Consider the following 16,215-nt stretch of genomic DNA (forward strand, 5'->3'; position numbering starts at 1 on the left):
GGCGGGCGGGCCGGGCCGGGCCCTGTCAGCTGGCCGCCAGGTCGCGGTGGATCACCTTGGCCACGGCCTGGATGGTGGCGATGCCGTAGTTCATGGTGCTGTTGCCGTGCGTGAGCACCGTCATCGTGTAGTCGTGGCCACCGCCCTTGAACGCGCCGATGCTGTGCACGCGCCAGCCGTTGCTGGAGCGCTGCAGCCAGCCGTTCTTCACGGCCACGGTGACACCGGAGGGCACCCCGTACGGCGTCCCCCAGCGCTGGGACGACACGACCTGCCCCATCAGCTTCAGGATGTAGGCGCGGGAGCTGTCGCTGAGCACCGCGTTCTTGCCGGTGATGAGCTTGAGCAGCTTCTGCTCGTCGGTGACGGTGATCTGGGTGAGGCCCCAGTAGCCGTCGGCGCCGGGCTTGGTCTGGGTCATGCCGGCGGCCGTGAGGAAGTTCTTGATCTTCGTCATGCCGAGCTGCTTCCACAGCGTCGAGGTCGCGGCGTTGTCCGACTTGGTGATCATCGCCTTGGCGAGGCCGGCCTCGCGGTCGGTGAGGTACCGGTTGGTCTTCTTCGCGTCCCACAGCAGGGTGGCGAGCACGGCGACCTTCACGACGCTGGCCGAGTCGTAGGCGGAGCCGGCGCGCAGGGTGCAGGTGGTGTTCGTGCTGCGGTCGTGGAGGCCGACGGCGACCGTGCCCTTGCGGGTGGCGAGCGCGGCGGTGATGTCCTTGGTCAGCTTGGCGGCCAGACCGGCCTTGGCCGACGTGCAGGTCACGGCGGGCGGCGCGGCGGCGGCGGGGGTGGCGGCGGCGACGAGCGGCACGAGGACGCCCGTACCCACGGCGACCGCCAGCACTCTGGCGCGGCGGGATGTCCCTGAAGTCATGCACCCCTTGACCGCCGGGTGCCGTCGAATGGTTGTAGGGAGTGCGAAGGATTGTGCGAGTCGTTACCGGCTCGTACCCGGGCCCGGGCCGGTGCCCGGGAGGACTTTCCCCTCCTCGGTCCGGCGGCGCCCGGCCGTCCCGGATCATGGGCGGCGGTGTCCGGCGGACGGGTGAAGGGAAACGCGGCGGTGGGTCACGTGCTCGAGATGAGCTCCGGCGACATGAGATCCGTGGTGCGGCTGCTCACCGCGGTCGAGCGGACCGAGCGGCAGGAGCGCACCCTCGCCCGGATCCGCACCGAGTGCGTGCGCACGGACGCCCGGTTCCGGGAGCAGGACCTCGCTCTGGAGGTCTCCATCACCCGGGCGCTGGACGAGCTGATCGACGGCACCCCGAGCACCGGCCGGTGCCCGGCGTACAGCTACGCCTTCTACCAGGTGGTCGCCGCGCACTTCTCCGACCCCACCGACCTGGGCACCTGGCGCCGCCCGTCCTTCTTCCACGCCATGGACGACGAGCTCGGCCGGCACGGCGTGCCGTCCGGTCTGCTGCCCGGCTCGTTCGTGTTCGGCGGGCCGCCGGTGCGGCTGCCCCACCCGGGCGACGCCGTGCCCGCCATCGGCACCCTGCCGGTCCAGCGGGCCGCGGAGCTCGCCGACGCCTACGCCACGGTGCTCGACCGGATCGACCCCGGGTTCCGGTCCACCGCCGGCCGGTTCGCCGCGGTCATGCGGTGCGAGGCGCGGGAGTGGGAGAGCGCGCGCCGGCGCGGCGGGCGGGCGGACACCCTGCTCTTCTGGTTCCACTGACGGCGCCCGCCGGACCACCGGGCACCCGGTGGTCCGGCGGTCCGCCGGTCCGGCGGGCGCTCAGTCCAGGTGCGTCGGCGCGAACATCCGCAGCACCGCGGGGAGCACCACCACCGAGGGCCCGGGCGTGCGCAGCGCCTTCGCGAGGTCCTGCTCCAGGTTCTCCGGGCTCGTGCGGACACCGGGCACGCCGAAGGACTCGGCCAGGGCCACGTAGTCGGGCCGGGTCAGTTCGGTCGCGGTCGCCTCGCCGAACGCGTCGTTCATGTACTCGCGCAGGATGCCGTAGCCGCCGTCGTCGACGATCAGCCAGGTGACGTCGAGGTCGTACTGGCGGGCGGTGGCCAGCTCGGCGATCGAGTACAGGGCGCCGCCGTCGCCGGAGACCGCGAGGACCGGGCGGGCCGGGTCGGCGGCGGCCGCGCCCAGGGCCGCCGGGAAGCCGTAGCCGAGGCCGCCGGCGCCCTGCGCGGAGTGCATGTGGTTGGGGCCCTTGGCGTCGAAGGCCGACCAGGCCCAGTACGCCAGGATCGTCATGTCCCAGAAGGACGGCGAGTCGGCGGGCAGCGCCCGGCGCACGGACGCCAGCACCTCCTGCTCCAGGGTGAGTTCCTGGGCGGCGATGCGGCCGGCGACCTTGGCCAGCACCGCCCGGACGCGGTCCGCCGCGGCGGCGTCCTCGCGGGGCGCGACCGTCTCCAGCAGGGCCTGGAGGGCGAGGCGGGCGTCCGCGTGGATGCCGAGGGCCGGGTGGTTGGACTCCAGCTTGCCGAGGTCGGCCTCGATCTGCACGACCCGGCCGCGCGGCCTCAACGTGTGGTAGTTGGAGGACAGTTCACCGAGTCCCGAGCCGACGACCAGCAGGACGTCCGCGTCCTCCAGGAAGTCGGTGGTGTACCGGTCCTCGATCCAGGACTGGAGGGACAGCGGGTGGTTCCAGGGGAAGGCGCCCTTGCCGCCGGGCGTGGTGACGACGGGGGCCTGGATCCGCTCCGCCAGCTGCTTCAGCTTCCCCGAGGCGTCCGCGCGGACCACGCCCCCGCCCGCGATGATCGCCGGCCGGGCCGCACGGGACAGCAGGTCGGCGGCGACGGCGGTCAGTTCGGGGCGCGGCACGAGATCCTCGGGGAAGGCGTCACCGCCGGTGACGACCGGGATCGACGTCCGGGCGAGCAGCACGTCCTGCGGGATCTCCACCCACACCGGCCCGTGCGGGGCGGTCAGGGCCGACTTCCAGGCCGCCTCGATCGCCGAGGGGATCTGCGACGCGGTGCGCACGGTGTGGACGGACTTCACCACGCCCCGGAACGAGGCGGCCTGGTCGGGCAGTTCGTGCAGGTAGCCGCGGCGTCCGCCGCCCAGGCCCGCCGTCGGGACCTGGCTGCTGATCGCCAGCACGGGCGCGGAGGCGGCCGCCGCCTCCTGGAGCGCGGCGAGGGACGTCAGCGCGCCCGGTCCGGTCGACAGCAGCAGGGGCGCGGCCTCACCGGTGATCCGGCCGTAGGCGTCGGCCGCGAACCCCGCGTTGTTCTCCACCCGCAGCCCGATGTAGCGCAGGTCGGAGCGGCGCAGCGCGTCGAACATGCCGAGGGCGTGCTGGCCGGGCAGGCCGAAGACGGTCGTGGCGCCGAGCCCGGCCAGCGTCTCCACGACCAGGTCTCCGCCGTTGCGGCCGGGAGGAGGGTTGAGGGCGGCCTCCGTCTGGGCGGGCGTCGGGCGGAGCACCAGGTCGTGGTCGTGGGTCACTTGGCTTCCGAGTCCTTCCGGGCCGCGGCGATCTGGCGGGACATGATCGTGGTCAGTTCGTACGCCGTGTGGGAGGCGGCCACCGACGTGATCTCGGCGTGATCGTACGCGGGGGCGACCTCGACGACGTCGGCCGAGACGAGGTTGCAGGAGGCCAGGCCGCGCAGGATCTCCAGCAGTTCGCGCGAGGTCATGCCGCCGGCCTCGGGGGTGCCGGTGCCGGGGGCGTGGGCCGGGTCGAGGCAGTCGATGTCGATGGAGATGTACAGCGGCCGGTCGCCGATGCGCTGGCGGAGCTGGTCGGCGACCTCGTCGGCGCCGCGGCGGTAGACGTCCGCCGAGGTGACGATGCCGAAGCCCATCTTCTCGTCGTCGGTGAGGTCCTGCTTGCCGTACAGCGGGCCGCGGGTGCCGACGTGGGAGAGCGCCTCGGTGTCGAGGATGCCCTCCTCGACCGCGCGGCGGAACGGGGTGCCGTGGGTGTACTCGGCGCCGAAGTAGGTGTCCCAGGTGTCCAGGTGGGCGTCGAAGTGCAGCAGGGCGACGGGGCCGTGCTTCTTCGCCACCGAGCGCAGCAGGGGCAGCGCGATGGTGTGGTCGCCGCCGAGGGTCATCAGCCGGGCGCCCGTGCCGAGCAGGTCGTCCGCGGCGGCCTCGACGGTCTCCACGGCCTCGTTGATGTTGAACGGGTTCACGGCGATGTCGCCGCCGTCCGCGACCTGCGCCAGGGCGAAGGGCGAGGCGTCCTGCGCCGGGTTGTAGGGGCGCAGCAGCCGGGACGCCTCACGGATCGCGTTGCCGCCGAAGCGGGCGCCCGGCCGGTACGAGACACCGGAGTCGAACGGCACGCCGACCACGGCGACGTCGGCGCGGCCGACCTCGTCCAGCCGGGGCAGCCGGGCGAAGGTGGCGGGACCGGCGTACCGCGGGACGCGGGAGGAGTCGACGGGGCCGCGCGGGGTCTCGTTGCTGCTCATGAAGTAATGCCTTCTTTCCTACGCTTCATCGCGTATGTACTGCTTGCCCTACGACTCTACTGGGCGACGGGGGCGGGTTCGGACGCGAGTTCGGGTGAGCGCCCGGCCAGGCGTTCGCGCCAGGCGGTGAGGACGGCGGCGTCGGTGGCCGGGGTCGCCAGGGAGACGATCACGTAGGCGGCCAGCGAGGCCAGCAGCCCGTAGTAGACCGGCTCGTTGGCGAGGATGCCGTGGGTCGCCATCAGCACGACGACCGCGACGCCGCCGACCACGACGGAGGCGAGGGCGCCGTACACCGTGCCGCGCCTCCACACCAGGCCGCCGAGGATCGGCACGAGGAGCCCGCCGACGAGGAGGTTGTAGGCGACGGTCAGGGCCTCCACGACGTTGTCGATCGCGATGGCCGTGCCGATCACCGCCAGGCCCATGATCAGGATGAACGCCCGGTTGCCCTTCACCTCGTCGTGGTCGCCGGCCGGTGTCCTGCCGCCGAGGCCCCGCAGCCGCGACCAGATGTCGTTGTTGGCGACGGTGGCGCAGGCGATCAGCGCGCCGGAGGAGGTCGACATCACGGCGGCCAGCGCGGCGGCGAGCACCAGCCCGCGCACCCCGACGGGCAGTTCGTCCTTGACGATGGTGGCGAAGGCGTCGTCCGGGCTGCCGAGCTTCGGGTAGAGCACCTTGGCCGCCGTGCCGATGACGGCACCGGCGAGGGCGTAGGCGAGGCAGTACGTGCCCGCGACGGTCCCGCCCCACTTGGCGGTGCGGTCGCTGCGGGCGGTGAAGACCCGCTGCCAGATGTCCTGCCCGATGAGCATGCCGAACGTGTAGATCAGCACGTACGTGAAGATCGTCTCGCCGCCGATGCCCAGGGGGTCGAAGTACTCGGTGGGCAGCTGCGCCTTCATCTCGGCGAACCCGCCGGCCTTGACGACGGCGATGGGCAGCAGGAGCAGGAGCACGCCGATGGTCTTGACGACGAACTGCACCATGTCGGTGAGCGTGATCGACCACATGCCGCCGAGCGTGGAGTACGCCACGACGATCGAACCGCCGAGGACGATCGCCAGCGTGCGGTTCAGGTCGAACAGGACGTCGAAGATCGTGGCGTAGGCGATGGTCGAGGTCACCGCGAGCATCAGCGTGTACGCCCACATGACCAGACCGGAGATGACCCCCGCGCGGCCGCCGCCGTAGCGCAAATCCAGCATCTCGGAGACGGTGTAGACCTTCAGGCGGGCGATGCGGGCGGAGAAGAAGACGGACAGGGCGAGCAGACCCAGGCCGATGGTGAACACCATCCAGGCGCCGGACAGGCCGTACTGGTAGCCCAGTCCCACCCCGCCGATGGTGGAGGCGCCGCCGAGGACGATCGCCGCCATGGTGCCCGAGTACATGGCCGGGCCGAGGCGGCGGCCGGCCACGAGGAACTCGCTCTTGGAGCGGGCGCGGCGCATGCCCCACCAGCCCATGGCCAGCATGCCGGCCAGGTAGACGACGATCACGAGGTAGTCGACGGCCATGGGGCCTCCTTCGCACACGCTCGGTCGTGGGGACGAGGTTGACGAGCACTGACCCTAGGTGGCCGGAAAGCGACTGCGAAGTGTACGTTTCATCCATTCGAACCGCGCGGTATGGAGGGAACGCACACCATGCCGGAACCGGCCGTCCCGCCCACCCCGCCGGTCCGCCTGTCCGCGCTGCTGGAGCGCGAGGACCTCGGCCTGCGGCAGGTCGCCGGCCCGGACGACCCGGACCGGGTCGTCCACTGGGTGCACACCTCGGAGATGGCCGACCCGTTCCCGTACCTGCTCGGCGGGGAACTGCTGCTCTCGGCCGGTGTGCACATCCCGCAGGACGCCCCGGCCGGCTACTTCGACGACTACGTCTCCCGGATCGTCGCCGCGGGCGGCGCGGCGCTGGGCTTCGGCGTGGCCCCGGTGCACGACACCGTGCCGCAGCCCCTGGCCCGGGCCTGCGCACGCCACCGCCTCCCCCTGCTCGAGGTGCCCCCGCGGACCACCTTCTCGGGCGTCGCCCGCGCGGTCTGGCAGCTGATGGCCCGGGCGCGCCTGGCGGAACTGCGCCGGGTCGCCGACGCCCAGCAGCGCCTCGCCTCCGCGGCCTCCCGCCCCGACCCGGTCCCCTCGGTCCTGCGCCAGCTCGCCGGGCGGCTGGCCGGATGGGCGGTGCTCTACGGACCGGACGGCGCGCGGCTCGCGGCGGCAGGCCGGGAGCCCGCGGCCGAGGCGCGCGAGGCCCTGACGGCACTGGCGGGCGTGGTGCGACCGGCGGGTGATCCGGCCGAGCGCCCCGGGCCCGCCTCCGCCGCCGACACCACCGCCGGACTCCACCTCGCCGCGTACGCGCTCGGCGCCGGGCACGGTTTCGTGCTCGGGGTGGCCGCCCCCGCCCGCGACCCCGGCGACCACACCATCGCCTCCGTCGCCGCCGTCCTGCTGTCCCTCCTGACCGGCGAGCAGCACGGCGGCACCGGCGCCGCCCGCTCCGCCGCACTCGTGCGGCTGCTGCTGGGCGCGCCGCCCGGGGAGGTCGCCCCGCTGCTGGGCGACGGGGAGTGGGTCGTCGTGCACGCGCGGCCGGACGGGGACGGCCCCGCGGACCCCGTCGCCGCGTCCGCCCTGGGCGCCGCGCTCGGCTCCGCCCTGGTCGACCCGGCGGGCGACGCCGTACGCGTCCTGGTGCCGGCCGGTCACGCCCCGGCCCCGCTGCCCGGCTGGACCCTCGGTGTCAGCGCCGCCGTCGCCCCGGCCGACCTCGCCGCCGCCGACACGCAGGCGGCCCGCGCCCTGGCCCGGGCCCGCGCCACCCGCGCCCCGCTGCTCCGGCACGCACCGCGCCCCGCCCTGGCCGACCTGGTCCCGCCGGACGAGGCGGCGGCCCACGCCCGCGCGCTCCTCGCGCCGGTCACGGCCCACCCCGCGCTCACCGAGACCCTGCGCACCTGGCTGTCCCTGCACGGCAGTTGGGACCGCACGGCGGTGGCCCTGTCCGTCCATCGCAACACCGTCCGCCAGCGCGTCGCCCGCTGCGCGAGCCTGCTGGACAGCGACCTCGACGATCCGGACGTCCGCATGGAGCTGTGGTTCGCGCTGCGGCGCCTCTGAGTACCCGCGCGCATCCGGGACCGGTCCCGCCCTGAGTACGTGACGCACGTCCCAGCGCGCGATACGCCAGGGACGCCCACCTGGGGCTGCCCCACAATGGGACCCATGCCGATAACCGGGACCCCCAGCCGCGCCGAACTCGTCGACCACCTCGTACGGACGCGCATCGCGGGCGACGTCGCCACCCCGCGCGAGAACAACCTCTCCCACTACCGCAAGCTGGCGAACGGCGACCGCCACTACTGGCTCGGCCTGGAACTCGGCGACCGCTGGACCGACGAGCAGGACGTCCTGGCGGTGATGGCGGAGCGCGCCGGCGTCAACGACGACCCCGGGCACCGGTACGGCCAGGACACCATCGACCCCGAGCTGACGGTCTCGGGCCTGGAGCGGCTCGCCGCACGGCTGCGCAAGGCGGCCGACGGCGGCCAGCGCGTCCTGTTCGCCACCGGCCACCCCGGCGGCCTGCTCGACGTCCACCGCGCGACCGCGGCGGCCCTGCGCACGGCCGGCTGCGAGATCGTCGTCATCCCCGACGGGCTGACCACCGAGGAGGGCTACGTCATGCAGTTCGCGGACGTGGCGGTCCTGGAGCACGGCGCGACGCTGTGGCACACCCACTCGGGCGAACCGATGAAGGCGATCCTGACGGCCCTGGAGCGCGCGGGCCGCCCCCTGCCCGACCTGGTCGTCGCCGACCACGGCTGGGCGGGCTACGCCGGACAGCACGGCGTGGACTCCGTCGGCTACGCCGACTGCAACGACCCGGCCCTGTTCCTGGCGGAGGCCGAGGGCACCGTGCAGGTGACGGTCCCCCTGGACGACCACGTGATCAGCCCCCGCCACTACGACCCGATGACGGCGTACCTGCTCTCGGAGGCGGGGCTGGGCTAGGGCCGCCCGCCCCGGACCCCCGGGTGGCCGGGCCCCGGCCCCTCGGGGCCCGGCCGGGTCAGTCCCGGGTGCGGGGGACGCGGACCACGCCCTCCTGGATGACCGTGATGGCCAGCCGCCCGTCCTGTGTGTAGATGCGGGCCTGGCCCAGCCCCCGGCCGCCGTGCGCGGACGGGGACTCCTGGTCGTACAGCAGCCACTCGTCGGCGCGGAACGGCCGGTGGAACCACATCGCGTGGTCCAGCGAGGCCCCGACGACGTCCCCGACGGCCCAGCCGCCGCGCCCGTGCGCGAGCAGCACGGAGTCCAGCAGCGTCATGTCGGAGACGTACGTGGCGAGGACGACGTGCAGCAGGGGGTCGTCGATCCCGCTGTCGAGCTTGCCGTTGGTGCGGAACCACACCTGCGAGTGCGGCTCCCGCGGCTCGCCGAACCTCCCGTACGGCGGCTCGTCGACGTAGCGCAGGTCGACGGCGGCCCGGGCCTCGACGAACCGCTCGACCACCTCGGGGTCGAGGTGGGCGTACCCGCGCAGCCGCTCCTCGCCGGTGGGCAGCGTGGCGGGGTCGGGCGAGGCGGGCATCGGCTCCTGGTGGTCCAGCCCGTCCTCCGCCACCTGGAACGACGCCGACAGGTGGAAGATCGGCTTGCCGTGCTGGACGGCGACGACGCGGCGCGTGGTGAACGAACGCCCGTCCCGGATCCGGTCCACGGTGTAGACGATGGGCGCGCCGGGGTCGCCCGGCCGCAGGAAGTACGCGTGCAGCGAGTGCGCGGGCCGGTCGGCCGGGACGGTCCGCCCGGCGGCGACGAGCGCCTGGGCCGCGACCTGCCCGCCGAAGACCCGCGGGACGACGGCGGACCGGGAACGGCCGCGGAAGATGTCCTCCTCGATCTGCTCGAGGTCGAGCAGATCGAGGAGGTCCTGGAGTGCCTGGCTCATGAGGTAGTTGTACCGGCCAGTGATCGTGCGCCGGTGCCGGGGGCCTTACAGGCCCATGTCCTTGGCGATGATCGTCTTCATGATCTCGCTGGTGCCGCCGTAGATGCGGTTGACGCGGTTGTCCGCGTACAGACGGGCGATCGGGTACTCGTTCATGTAGCCGTAGCCGCCGTGCAGCTGCAGGCAGCGGTCGATGACGCGGTGGGCGACCTCGGTGCAGAACAGCTTCGCAGAGGCGGCCTCGGCGGGGGTGAGCTCACCGGCGTCCAGCGCCTCGGTCGCGCGGTCCGCGACGGCCTCGGCGGCGTCCACCTCGGCCTGGCAGGCGGCCAGCTCGAACTTGGTGTTCTGGAAGTGCGCGACGGGCTTGCCGAAGACGGTGCGCTCCTGCACGTACTGCTTGGCGAACCGGACCGCGGCCTTGGCCTGGGCGTAGGCGCCGAAGGCGATGCCCCAGCGCTCGGAGGCCAGGTTGTGACCGAGGTAGTAGAAGCCCTTGTTCTCCTCGCCGAGGAGGTCCTCGACGGGCACCTTGACGTCGACGAACGCCAGCTCGGCGGTGTCGGAGGTCTTCAGGCCGAGCTTGTCGAGCTTGCGGCCGACGGAGTAGCCCTCGGACTTGGTGTCGACGGCGAACAGGGAGATGCCGTGGCGGCGGTCCTCGGCGGTGGGCGCGGCGGTGCGGGCGCAGACGATGACGCGGTCGGCGTGGACACCGCCGGTGATGAAGGTCTTGGCGCCGTTGAGGACGTAGTGCGTGCCGTCCTCGCTGAGCTTCGCGGTGGACTTCATGCCCGCGAGGTCGGAACCGGTGCCCGGCTCCGTCATCGCGATGGCCCACATCTCCTCGCCGGTGACGAACTTCGGCAGGTAGCGCTTCTTCTGCTCGTCGGTGGCCAGCATCTTCAGGTACGGCAGGGCGAGCAGCACGTGCACGCCGGAGCCGCCGAACTGGACGCCCGCGCGGGCGGTCTCCTCGTAGAGGACAGCCTCGAACTTGTGGCTGTCGATGCCCGCGCCGCCGAACTCCTCGGGCACGCTGATGCCGAAGACGCCCAGCTCGCCGAGCTTGTAGTAGAAGTCGCGGGGCGCCTGGCCCGCCGCGAACCACTCGTCGTAGACGGGCACGACCTCGGCCTCGATGAAGGCGCGAAGGGTCTCCCGGAACGCCTCGTGATCCTCGTTGAACACCGTACGGCGCACGCCGCCACCTCCACGACTATGTCTAAGCGCTTGCTCAGCCAAAGATACCGACGAGTATCCGGGGGCGTCCAGGGTGGGACGGGGGTAACGCTCGTCACGCCGGGGTGGGGTGCGGGGTGGGTCGTCCGTGTGGGCGCCGGGGTGCAGAGGGCGCAGCCCCCGCCGGGGTCCGGGGCAGAGCCCCGAAGCGGCCCGGGCACCTTGCCCCACAGCTTCGGGCGGGCGGGTGGGCGAATCCGGGGGGTGCAGGGGGCGCAGCCCCCGCCGGGGTCCGGGGCAACCCGGGCGCCTTGCCCCACAGTTTCGGGCGGGCGGGTGGGCGAACCCCGGGGGGCGCAGGGGGCGCAGCCCCCGCCGGGGTCCGGGGCGGAGCCCCGAAGCGGCCCGGGCACCTTGCCCCACAGCTTCGGGCAGGCGGGTGGGTGAACCAGCCCACAGCTCCGGGCGGCTGGGTGAAGGCCCCTACGACTCCGCCGCCGCGAACGCCCCCCGGGCCATCCGATGCAGCAACTCCGCCGTGGCCCCCCGCCCGGGCAACACCCCACCCCTCCCCAGATGCGGCGTCGAGTTCAGCAACCCGAACACCGAGTGCACGGCGGACCGTGCCGCGGGCTCACCCAGCCCCGGGTAGACCTCCCGCACGACCCCCACCCACAGCTCCACGTACTGCCGCTGCAGCTGCCGCACCATCTTCCGGTCACTGTCCCGGAGGCGATCGAGCTCCCGGTCGTGCAGGGTGATCAGAGGCCGGTCGTCGAGCGCGAAGTCGATGTGCCCCTCGATCAGCGAGTCCAGCAGCCCCTCCGCCCCCGCCCCGTCCGCCTCCGCAACCCTCCGCTTCGCCCCGGTCAGCAACTGCCCGCTGATCCCCACCAGCAGCTCCGCGAGCATCGCGTCCTTGCCGGGGAAGTGCCGGTACAGCCCGGGCCCGCTGATCCCGACCGCGGCGCCTATCTCGTCGACCCCGACCCCGTGGAAGCCCCGCTCGGCGAACAGCCGCGCGGCCTCCTTGAGGATCTGCTCACGGCGGGTGGGGGCGTCGGTTCTCGTGGCCATGAAATCGATTCTAGACAGCGAGGTTAGCGCTCGTTAACCTGAAGGAAATGCGTTAACGCTCATTAACACGTGAGGGGACCCGCAGGATGCACGAGGCACCGGAGCTCACGAGCGCGGCAGACCCCGCGTCGGAGGCCTTTCGGGCCAACGAGGAGGCGCACAGCACCCTCGTGGAGGAGCTGCGCGCCAAGCTCGCCAGGGCCGCACAGGGCGGTGGCGAGAAGGCCCGCGCCCGCCACACGGCGCGCGGCAAGCTGCTCCCCCGCGACCGGGTGGACACCCTCCTCGACCCCGGATCACCGTTCCTGGAGCTGGCCCCGCTCGCGGCCGACGGGCTGTACGAGGACCAGGCCCCGGCCGCCGGCGTCATCGCCGGCATCGGCCGGGTCAGCGGCCGCGAGACCGTGATCGTCGCCAACGACGCCACGGTCAAGGGCGGCACGTACTACCCGATGACGGTGAAGAAGCACCTCCGCGCCCAGGAGGTCGCCCTCGACAACCGCCTCCCCTGCGTCTACCTGGTGGACTCCGGCGGCGCCTTCCTGCCCATGCAGGACGAGGTCTTCCCGGACCGGGACCACTTCGGCCGCATCTTCTACAACCAGGCCCGCATGTCCGGCGCCGGCATCCCCCAGATCGCCGCCGTCCTCGGCTCGTGCACGGCCGGCGGGGCGTACGTCCCGGCGATGAGCGACGAGGCCGTGATCGTCCGCAACCAGGGCACGATCTTCCTCGGCGGCCCGCCCCTGGTGAAGGCCGCCACCGGCGAGGTCGTCACGGCCGAGGAGCTCGGCGGCGGCGAGGTGCACTCCCGCGTCTCGGGCGTCACGGACCACCTCGCGGAGAACGACGCGCACGCCCTGCGCATCGTCCGCACGATCGTCTCCACGCTCCCGGCCCGGGGCCCCCTCCCCTGGGAGGTCACCGAGCCCGTCGAGCCCAAGGTCGACCCGCACGGCCTGTACGGCGCGGTCCCGGTCGACTCCCGCACCCCGTACGACGTGCGCGAGATCATCGCCCGGGTGGTCGACGGGTCCCGGTTCGCCGAGTTCAAGTCCGAGTTCGGCCAGACGCTGGTCACCGGCTTCGCCCGGATCCACGGCCACCCGGTCGGCATCGTCGCCAACAACGGCATCCTGTTCGCCGAGTCCGCCCAGAAGGGCGCGCACTTCATCGAGCTGTGCGACCAGCGCGGCATCCCGCTGGTGTTCCTGCAGAACATCTCGGGCTTCATGGTCGGCAAGGACTACGAGGCGGGCGGCATCGCCAAGCACGGCGCCAAGATGGTCACGGCCGTGGCCTGCACGCGCGTCCCGAAGCTCACGGTCGTGGTCGGCGGCTCGTACGGCGCGGGCAACTACTCGATGTGCGGCCGGGCCTACTCCCCCCGCTTCCTGTGGATGTGGCCGAACGCCAAGATCTCGGTCATGGGCGGCGAGCAGGCCGCCTCGGTCCTCGCGACGGTCAAGCGCGACCAGCTGGAGGCCCGCGGCGAGTCCTGGCCGGCGCGGGACGAGGACGCCTTCAAGGCCCCCATCCGCGCCCAGTACGAGCGCCAGGGCAGCGCCTACTACGCGACGGCCCGCCTCTGGGACGACGGTGTCATCGACCCGATGGACACCCGTCAGGTCCTGGGCCTGGCCCTGACCGCCTGCGCCAACGCGCCCCTGGGTGACCCCCAGTTCGGCGTCTTCCGAATGTGAGGGGACGGACGACGATGTTCGAGACAGTACTGGTGGCCAACCGCGGCGAGATCGCCGTACGCGTCATCCGGACGCTGCGGTCGATGGGCGTGCGCTCGGTGGCCGTCTTCTCCGACGCGGACGCCGACGCCCGGCACGTGCGCGAGGCGGACACCGCGGTCCGGATCGGCCCGGCCCCCGCGTCCGAGAGCTACCTCTCCGTGGAGCGCCTGCTGGAGGCCGCGGCCCGCACGGGCGCCCAGGCCGTCCACCCCGGCTACGGCTTCCTCGCCGAGAACGCGGCCTTCGCGCGCGCCTGCGCCGAGGCGGGCCTGGTCTTCATCGGTCCCCCGGCGGACGCGATCGCGCTGATGGGCGACAAGATCCGCGCCAAGGAGACCGTCCAGGAGGCCGGTGTGCCGGTGGTGCCCGGCGGCCGCGACCCGGAACTGGCCGAGGCGGCCCGCGCGCTGGGCGCGCCGGTGCTGCTGAAGCCCAGCGCGGGCGGCGGCGGCAAGGGCATGCGCCTGGTGCGGGACCTGACCCGGCTGGAGGAGGAGATCGCCTCGGCCCGCCGCGAGGCCCGCGCCTCCTTCGGCGACGACACGCTCCTGGTGGAGCGCTGGATCGACCGGCCCCGCCACATCGAGATCCAGGTCCTCGCGGACGGCCACGGCAACGTGGTCCATCTGGGCGAGCGCGAGTGCTCCCTCCAGCGCCGCCACCAGAAGATCATCGAGGAGGCGCCCAGCGTGCTCCTCGACGAGGAGACGCGTGCCGCGATGGGCGAGGCGGCGGTCCAGGCGGCCCGCTCCTGCGGCTACCGGGGCGCGGGCACGGTGGAGTTCATCGTCCCGGGCACCGACCCGTCCTCGTACTACTTCATGGAGATGAACACCCGCCTCCAGGTCGAGCACCCGGTCACCGAGCTGGTCACCGGCCTGGACCTGGTCGAGTGGCAGCTGCGGGTCGCGGCGGGCGAGCCCCTCGGCTTCACGCAGCAGGACGTCACGCTGACCGGGCACGCGGTGGAGGCCCGCATCTGCGCCGAGGACCCGGCCCGCGGCTTCCTGCCCTCCGGCGGCACGGTGCTCAGGCTGCGCGAGCCCCAGGGCCACGGGGTGCGCACCGACTCGGGCCTCACCGAGGGCACGGAGGTCGGCAGCCTCTACGACCCGATGCTCTCCAAGGTCATCGCGTACGGTCCCGACCGGGCGACGGCCCTGCGCAAGCTCCGCGCCGCCCTGGCCGAGACGGTCACGCTCGGCGTGCAGACCAACGCCGGCTTCCTGCGCCGCCTGCTGGCCCACCCGGCGGTGGTCTCCGGCGACATGGACACGGGCCTGGTCGAGCGCGAGGTGGAGGGCCTGGTCCCCACGGACGTGCCGGAGGAGGTCTACGAGGCGGCCGCCGCGGTACGCCTGGAGGCGCTGAAGCCCGAGCCGGGCGGCTGGACGGACCCCTTCTCGGTCCCCAGCGGCTGGCGCCTGGGCGGCGAACCGAGGCCACCTGCCTTCCACCTGAGGGTGCAGGAGCCGCTGGAGTACACCCCGCGCGGCACGGCCACGGTCTCCGACGACCGGGTCGCGGTGACGCTGGACGGCGTCCGGCACACCTTCCACCGCGCCGCGGACTGGCTCGGCCGGGACGGTGACGCCTGGCACGTCCGTGACCACGACCCGGTGGCCGCGTCCCTCACCCGGGCGGCCCACGGGGGCGCCGACTCGCTGACCGCGCCGATGCCCGGCACGGTGACGGTGGTGAAGGTGGCCGTCGGCGACGAGGTGTCCGCCGGTCAGAGCCTACTGGTGGTGGAGGCGATGAAGATGGAGCACGTCATCTCCGCCCCGCATGCCGGCACGGTCGCCGAGCTGGACGTCTCGCCGGGCACCACGGTCGCCATGGACCAGGTCCTGGCGGTCATCGCACCGCACGAGGAGGCGGCGGAATGACAGCACCGGGGCTCCCGATGGCCGTGCCGGCCCGGGACCTGCCCAGCCGGGTCCGCATCCACGAGGTGGGCGCGCGCGACGGCCTGCAGAACGAGAAGGGCACGGTCCCGACGGAGGTGAAGGCGGAGTTCATCCGCCGCCTGGCCGGCGCCGGCCTGACGACGATCGAGGCGACGAGCTTCGTCCACCCCAAGTGGGTCCCCCAACTGGCGGACGCCGAGGCACTGTTCCCGATGGTCGGGGACCTCCCGGTGGAGCTCCCCGTCCTCGTGCCGAACGAACGCGGCCTGGACCGCGCCCTGTCCCTGGGCGCCCGGCGGGTCGCCGTCTTCGCCAGCGCCACGGAGTCCTTCGCCAAGGCCAACCTCAACCGCACGGTGGACGAGGCCCTGGCCATGTTCGAGCCGGTGGTGGGCCGGGCGAAGTCCGAGGGCGTGCACGTGCGCGGCTACCTCTCCATGTGCTTCGGCGACCCGTGGGAGGGCGCGGTCCCCGTCCCGCAGGTGGTGCAGGTCTGCCGCGCCCTGCTGGACATGGGCTGCGACGAGCTGAGCCTGGGCGACACCATCGGCGTCGCGACCCCCGGTCACGTCGTCGCGCTCCTCGCCGCCCTGGACGAGGCCGGGGTGCCGCCGTCCGTGCTCGGCGTCCACTTCCACGACACGTACGGCCAGGCCCTCGCCAACACCCTCGCGGCACTGCAACAGGGCGTCACCACGGTCGACGCCTCGGCGGGCGGCCTGGGCGGCTGCCCGTACGCGAAGTCGGCGACGGGCAACCTCGCCACCGAAGACCTCGTGTGGATGCTGAGGGGCCTCGGCATCGACACCGGAATCGACCTCGGCCGCCTCGTCGCCACGAGCACGTGGATGGCCGCCCGACTGGGCCGACCCAGCCCCTCCCGCACCGTACGAGCTCTGTCCCACGAGGGCACCGAGGAGCAGTGA

General features: G+C 73.2%; 13 protein-coding genes. 6 read left to right on the forward strand and 7 right to left on the reverse strand.

All coding sequences use genetic code 11. The features are described 5' to 3' along the window. Window positions 1–25 precede the first annotated feature (25 nt). On the reverse strand, window positions 26–877 hold the full coding sequence (locus ACZ6ZN_RS11745) for a serine hydrolase (RefSeq protein ID WP_451877982.1): 852 nt from the start codon (window positions 875–877) through the stop codon (window positions 26–28). A gap of 189 nt (window positions 878–1,066) precedes the next feature. Here ACZ6ZN_RS11745 and ACZ6ZN_RS11750 point away from each other — a divergent pair, with 189 nt between their 5' ends. Continuing rightward, window positions 1,067–1,687, forward strand: a complete 621-nt coding sequence (locus tag ACZ6ZN_RS11750; RefSeq protein WP_469645305.1) for a DUF7691 family protein — start codon at window positions 1,067–1,069, stop codon at window positions 1,685–1,687. A gap of 60 nt (window positions 1,688–1,747) precedes the next feature. Here the strand turns inward: ACZ6ZN_RS11750 and ACZ6ZN_RS11755 are convergent, their stop codons facing one another. From ACZ6ZN_RS11755 to ACZ6ZN_RS11765, 3 genes are read right to left on the reverse strand one after another with little or no spacing between them, the layout of a single operon-like run. Beyond that, window positions 1,748–3,433 (reverse strand): thiamine pyrophosphate-binding protein, encoded by a 1,686-nt coding sequence (locus tag ACZ6ZN_RS11755; protein WP_469645307.1) that lies wholly within the window; start codon window positions 3,431–3,433, stop codon window positions 1,748–1,750. Next, window positions 3,430–4,410 carry an agmatinase gene (gene speB / locus ACZ6ZN_RS11760; RefSeq protein ID WP_053674033.1) on the reverse strand — a complete coding sequence of 327 codons (981 nt, stop codon included), beginning with the start codon at window positions 4,408–4,410 and terminating at the stop codon, window positions 3,430–3,432. Before speB ends, ACZ6ZN_RS11755 begins: the two co-directional genes overlap by 4 nt. A gap of 56 nt (window positions 4,411–4,466) precedes the next feature. After that, window positions 4,467–5,933, reverse strand: coding sequence for a sodium:solute symporter family protein (locus ACZ6ZN_RS11765; RefSeq protein WP_469645310.1), 1,467 nt, complete (start codon window positions 5,931–5,933; stop codon window positions 4,467–4,469). Window positions 5,934–6,062: 129 nt separating this feature from the next. Here ACZ6ZN_RS11765 and ACZ6ZN_RS11770 point away from each other — a divergent pair, with 129 nt between their 5' ends. Continuing rightward, a complete protein-coding gene (locus ACZ6ZN_RS11770) occupies window positions 6,063–7,538 on the forward strand; it encodes a PucR family transcriptional regulator (protein ID WP_469645312.1) in 1,476 nt (491 codons plus the stop codon). A gap of 105 nt (window positions 7,539–7,643) precedes the next feature. Next, window positions 7,644–8,432, forward strand: coding sequence for a phosphatase (locus tag ACZ6ZN_RS11775; protein ID WP_398110141.1), 789 nt, complete (start codon window positions 7,644–7,646; stop codon window positions 8,430–8,432). A 58-nt stretch (window positions 8,433–8,490) separates the two neighbouring features. Here the strand turns inward: ACZ6ZN_RS11775 and ACZ6ZN_RS11780 are convergent, their stop codons facing one another. From ACZ6ZN_RS11780 to ACZ6ZN_RS11790, 3 genes are all read right to left on the reverse strand, one after another. Next, window positions 8,491–9,375 carry an acyl-CoA thioesterase gene (locus tag ACZ6ZN_RS11780; protein WP_451877977.1) on the reverse strand — a complete coding sequence of 295 codons (885 nt, stop codon included), beginning with the start codon at window positions 9,373–9,375 and terminating at the stop codon, window positions 8,491–8,493. Between the two features lie 45 nt (window positions 9,376–9,420). After that, a complete protein-coding gene (locus ACZ6ZN_RS11785; protein WP_353603659.1) occupies window positions 9,421–10,578 on the reverse strand; it encodes an acyl-CoA dehydrogenase family protein in 1,158 nt (385 codons plus the stop codon). Window positions 10,579–11,040: 462 nt separating this feature from the next. Continuing rightward, window positions 11,041–11,634, reverse strand: coding sequence for an SACE_7040 family transcriptional regulator (locus ACZ6ZN_RS11790; RefSeq protein ID WP_398110138.1), 594 nt, complete (start codon window positions 11,632–11,634; stop codon window positions 11,041–11,043). An 86-nt stretch (window positions 11,635–11,720) separates the two neighbouring features. Between ACZ6ZN_RS11790 and ACZ6ZN_RS11795 the strand changes: the two genes are divergently transcribed. The 3 genes from ACZ6ZN_RS11795 to ACZ6ZN_RS11805 are packed head-to-tail and all read left to right on the forward strand — an operon-like array spanning window position 11,721 to window position 16,215. Continuing rightward, window positions 11,721–13,337, forward strand: coding sequence for a carboxyl transferase domain-containing protein (locus ACZ6ZN_RS11795; protein WP_469645318.1), 1,617 nt, complete (start codon window positions 11,721–11,723; stop codon window positions 13,335–13,337). 14 nt (window positions 13,338–13,351) lie between these two features. Then, window positions 13,352–15,268: an acetyl/propionyl/methylcrotonyl-CoA carboxylase subunit alpha gene (locus ACZ6ZN_RS11800; RefSeq protein WP_469645319.1), complete on the forward strand. Its 1,917-nt coding sequence runs from the start codon at window positions 13,352–13,354 to the stop codon at window positions 15,266–15,268. Then, entirely contained in the window at window positions 15,265–16,215 is a 951-nt protein-coding gene (locus ACZ6ZN_RS11805) for a hydroxymethylglutaryl-CoA lyase (protein WP_398110135.1), read from the forward strand. The genes ACZ6ZN_RS11800 and ACZ6ZN_RS11805 overlap by 4 nt, the downstream gene beginning before the upstream one ends.

The organism is Streptomyces sp. NPDC053665 (assembly GCF_055585285.1).

What these genes read in the sequence shown, in the direction of transcription:
- ACZ6ZN_RS11745 (WP_451877982.1), bottom strand. Translation starts at nt 877, where the DNA reads ATGACTTCAGGGACATCCCGCCGCGCCAGAGTGCTGGCGGTCGCCGTG.
- speB (WP_053674033.1), bottom strand. Translation starts at nt 4,410, where the DNA reads ATGAGCAGCAACGAGACCCCGCGCGGCCCCGTCGACTCCTCCCGCGTC.
- ACZ6ZN_RS11765 (WP_469645310.1), bottom strand. Translation starts at nt 5,933, where the DNA reads ATGGCCGTCGACTACCTCGTGATCGTCGTCTACCTGGCCGGCATGCTG.
- ACZ6ZN_RS11770 (WP_469645312.1), top strand. Translation starts at nt 6,063, where the DNA reads ATGCCGGAACCGGCCGTCCCGCCCACCCCGCCGGTCCGCCTGTCCGCG.
- ACZ6ZN_RS11775 (WP_398110141.1), top strand. Translation starts at nt 7,644, where the DNA reads ATGCCGATAACCGGGACCCCCAGCCGCGCCGAACTCGTCGACCACCTC.
- ACZ6ZN_RS11780 (WP_451877977.1), bottom strand. Translation starts at nt 9,375, where the DNA reads ATGAGCCAGGCACTCCAGGACCTCCTCGATCTGCTCGACCTCGAGCAG.
- ACZ6ZN_RS11790 (WP_398110138.1), bottom strand. Translation starts at nt 11,634, where the DNA reads ATGGCCACGAGAACCGACGCCCCCACCCGCCGTGAGCAGATCCTCAAG.
- ACZ6ZN_RS11795 (WP_469645318.1), top strand. Translation starts at nt 11,721, where the DNA reads ATGCACGAGGCACCGGAGCTCACGAGCGCGGCAGACCCCGCGTCGGAG.
- ACZ6ZN_RS11800 (WP_469645319.1), top strand. Translation starts at nt 13,352, where the DNA reads ATGTTCGAGACAGTACTGGTGGCCAACCGCGGCGAGATCGCCGTACGC.
- ACZ6ZN_RS11805 (WP_398110135.1), top strand. Translation starts at nt 15,265, where the DNA reads ATGACAGCACCGGGGCTCCCGATGGCCGTGCCGGCCCGGGACCTGCCC.